3 protein-coding genes, 1 tRNA gene and 1 other RNA gene are annotated in these 3,049 nt (G+C 71.1%); 1 reads left to right on the forward strand and 4 read right to left on the reverse strand.

The annotated features are described in order from the left end of the window. Both ACFHWT_RS31085 and ffs read right to left on the reverse strand, forming a co-directional pair. The coding region (locus tag ACFHWT_RS31085; RefSeq protein ID WP_416598228.1) for a DNA polymerase III subunit gamma and tau at window positions 1-1,370 on the reverse strand (1,370 nt) is incomplete at its 3' end. 111 nt (window positions 1,371-1,481) lie between these two features. Further along, window positions 1,482-1,572, reverse strand: an RNA gene (gene ffs, locus ACFHWT_RS31090) — signal recognition particle sRNA small type. An 87-nt stretch (window positions 1,573-1,659) separates the two neighbouring features. Between ffs and ACFHWT_RS31095 the strand changes: the two genes are divergently transcribed. Continuing rightward, window positions 1,660-1,744 (forward strand) — tRNA-Ser (locus ACFHWT_RS31095). A 190-nt stretch (window positions 1,745-1,934) separates the two neighbouring features. Here the strand turns inward: ACFHWT_RS31095 and ACFHWT_RS31100 are convergent. Both ACFHWT_RS31100 and ACFHWT_RS31105 read right to left on the reverse strand, forming a co-directional pair. Beyond that, window positions 1,935-2,465, reverse strand: coding sequence for a hypothetical protein (locus ACFHWT_RS31100; RefSeq protein WP_416598230.1), 531 nt, complete (start codon window positions 2,463-2,465; stop codon window positions 1,935-1,937). A gap of 265 nt (window positions 2,466-2,730) precedes the next feature. Then, a complete protein-coding gene (locus ACFHWT_RS31105; RefSeq protein WP_416598231.1) occupies window positions 2,731-2,943 on the reverse strand; it encodes a hypothetical protein in 213 nt (70 codons plus the stop codon). Between the last annotated feature and the right edge of the window lie 106 nt (window positions 2,944-3,049).

The raw sequence follows: 3,049 nt of genomic DNA on the forward strand, positions 1-3,049 counted from the left end.
GGATCGGGCATCACCGCTTCCGGCGGTACGGCCGGCGCGGCGGCCGGTGGCCGCTCAACTGCCGGCGGCGCAGCCGGCACTCCAGGGGCAGGCGGCGCAGCGGCCGGTCCGGACGGTGCCGCTGCGGGAGCGGAGACCGCCGGCACCACGGCGGCGGCGGTCGGCACGGCGGCGGGAGCGGAGGCCAGCGGCGCCGCCGCCGGTACGCCGGCTGCCAGCCGACGCTCCATCCGCTCCATCCGCTGCAGCAGGGCCCCGGTCGACTCCTCAGCGCCGGGCAGCAGCATCCGGGCGCAGACCAGCTCCAGCAGCAGCCGGGGGGCGGTGGTGCCACGCATCTCCACCAAGCCGTTGTGCACCGTGTCGGCGCACCGCGACAGCGTCGCCGGGCCGAGCCGCTCGGCCTGCGCGGTCATCCGGTCGATCTGGTCGGGTGGCCCGTCGATCAGCCCTTTGCTGACCGCGTCCGGCACCTGCTGCAACACGATCAGGTCCCGCAACCGCTCCAACAGGTCGGAAGCGAACCTGCGGGGATCATGCCCGGCCTCGGCGACCCGGTCGACGGTTGCGTAGGCGGCGGCACCGTCACCAGCGGCGAGGGCGTCGCACATCTCGTCCAGCAGGGCGCTGTCGGTGACGCCGAGCAGCGCCACCGCCCGTGGGTAGCTGACCCCCTCCGGGCCGGCACCGGCGATCAACTGGTCGAGCACCGACAGGCTGTCCCGGGCGCTTCCGCCGCCGGCCCGCACCACCAGCGGGAAGACCGCCGGGTCGACCTTGACGCCCTCGGCGGAGCAGAGCTGCTCCAGGTACGGCCGCAGCACCCCCGGCGGGATCAGCCGGAACGGGTAGTGGTGGGTCCGCGACTTGATCGTGCCGAGGACCTTCTCCGGCTCGGTGGTGGCGAAGATGAACTTGACGTAGTCCGGCGGCTCCTCGACCAGCTTGAGCAGCGCGTTGAAGCCGGCCGACGAGACCATGTGCGCCTCGTCGATGACGTAGATCTTGAACCGGCTGCTGGCCGGCGCGAAGAAGGCGCGTTCGCGCAGCTCACGGGCGTCGTCGACGCCGCCGTGGCTGGCCGCGTCGATCTCGATGACGTCGATCGAGCCGCTGCCGTCGGCGGCCAGGGCGCGACACGAGTCGCACTTGCCGCACGGCTCCGGCGTCGGCCCCTGCTCGCAGTTGAGCGAGCGGGCCAGGATCCGGGCGCTGGAGGTCTTGCCGCAACCGCGCGGCCCGGAAAAGAGGTACGCGTGGTTGAGCCGCCCGGTACGCAACGCCTGCGACAGCGGCTCGGTGACGTGCTCCTGGCCGATGACCTCGGCGAACGTCCTCGGCCGGTACTTGCGGTAGAGCGCCAGTGCCACTCTCTCCGCCTCCTCTCGACCGGGCAGGTTCCACGCCGGGAGCCATTCTGCGCGGGCGGGCCGGCGACCGCCACCCCTGGGGTGCGGGTTCCCCCGCCGACCCGGAGACGAAAGGGCCCCCCGTGCACCCGCCAGAGCTCGCTTATCCTTGCTGCCTTCCGGCCCTGGGGAGGTTCACGAGATGCACGCCGCACGAGGGGTTGGCCCCACTGTACCCCGGGCGGCGGGCGGCCGTCGGCGACCCCGGCCCGTGCTGACCGCCACGTCCGCAGCCTGTATCGTGTCGGGCGGAGGATTCGCCTAGAGGCCTAGGGCGCACGCTTGGAAAGCGTGTTGGGTTCACACCCTCACGAGTTCGAATCTCGTATCCTCCGCTCGCTGAGCAGCCGCAACGCCGCTGGCCGGTCCCTCAGGGGACCGGCCAGCGGCGTTCGTACACCTCTTCGTCCGGGCGCTGCCTCTGCTGCGCGACGAACTCAGCCACCGACGCTCAAGATCAGCCCGTGAACAGTCCGTGTCGCGGGTGACCGTGCCGCTTGGTCGAGCGGCTACGCCTGGCGACGTTCAATGATGATCGGCGGCGGAATCGGTTCCCCAGACTGGCAGCCGCGCCACGACCCACAGATGTACGGCGGCCCAGGCCGTCACCGCCAGCCCGCCGGTACGACCGATCATCGGGTAGGGGTACATCCGAGCGTTGTCGACCAGGGCGAGAACCCGCCGTTGCGTCGGCGCGGCATCCGCCACGACGAGCTCGTGGAGCCCGTCGGTGGGCAGGAACACCTGGACCGCCAGCCAGCAGAGGTAGCCAGCTACCAGCACACCGACCACCACCCAGCCCAGCAACCGGGGATCGGCGACCACCTCGCCGGGCCCGGTCAGCAGCAGTAGGCCGACCAGTGCGGCGGTCACGCCGATACCCGCCAGTAGCAAGGCCCACCACGCGGTCCGATGGTGCACCGCTGCCAGATCGAACAACTCTGCGTTGGTCGCCGCCCTCGATGCGCCATCGCCCAGGGACCGGTACGCAGCCACCCTGGTGAGTGCCGCAGCCGGCACCAGCAGCGCACCGCCGACGGCCAACCAGACCGCCACCCTGGTACGACTCGCCCCAATCCACACTGGTCAACCTTAAGCTCACCACTCCCAGTCAGCGCCACAAGCTCGTGCCACCGGCGGCTGCAGGCACATGATCGGATGCGTCCCAGCTGACCGTCTCCGGCGTGTCGCGTCGATGGAGCGCAGCGGTTCATGAGCCAGCTCAGCAGGTTTCGTAGCTGCTGCCCGCACGGGACCGGCCGGCGGCGTTCGCACAGCTCTTCGCCGGAAATTCAGCGTCCGACCCGGCCGCCCGGTCAGATCACGACCCCACCGGTACGCAGTAGCCGAGCAGTTGACCGTAGGTCATCAGCGGACACAGCATCGTCGGCTCCGACGACCAGCGATGCCCACGGTTGCCCGCCAACCTCCGGTGCCGGGCCGCCGCACGCTCCCGGGCCAGCCTGGCCAGCCGCTTCGACGCCACCGACCGTCCGTCCCGCCACTTTCGCCACCGCAACACCAGCCCGTTCACCACCGAAGGCGAGAAATTATTCCAACAGCATGGGTGGACAGATCCGTCCGGGCGGTGGGGTGCCGCCAGGCTGTCCGGGTGGGAGAGCGAGTACGCGTCCGTGAGA

The sequence above is a fragment of the Micromonospora sp. LOL_021 genome (genome assembly GCF_048060215.1).
GTDB lineage: Bacteria > Actinomycetota > Actinomycetes > Mycobacteriales > Micromonosporaceae > Micromonospora_E.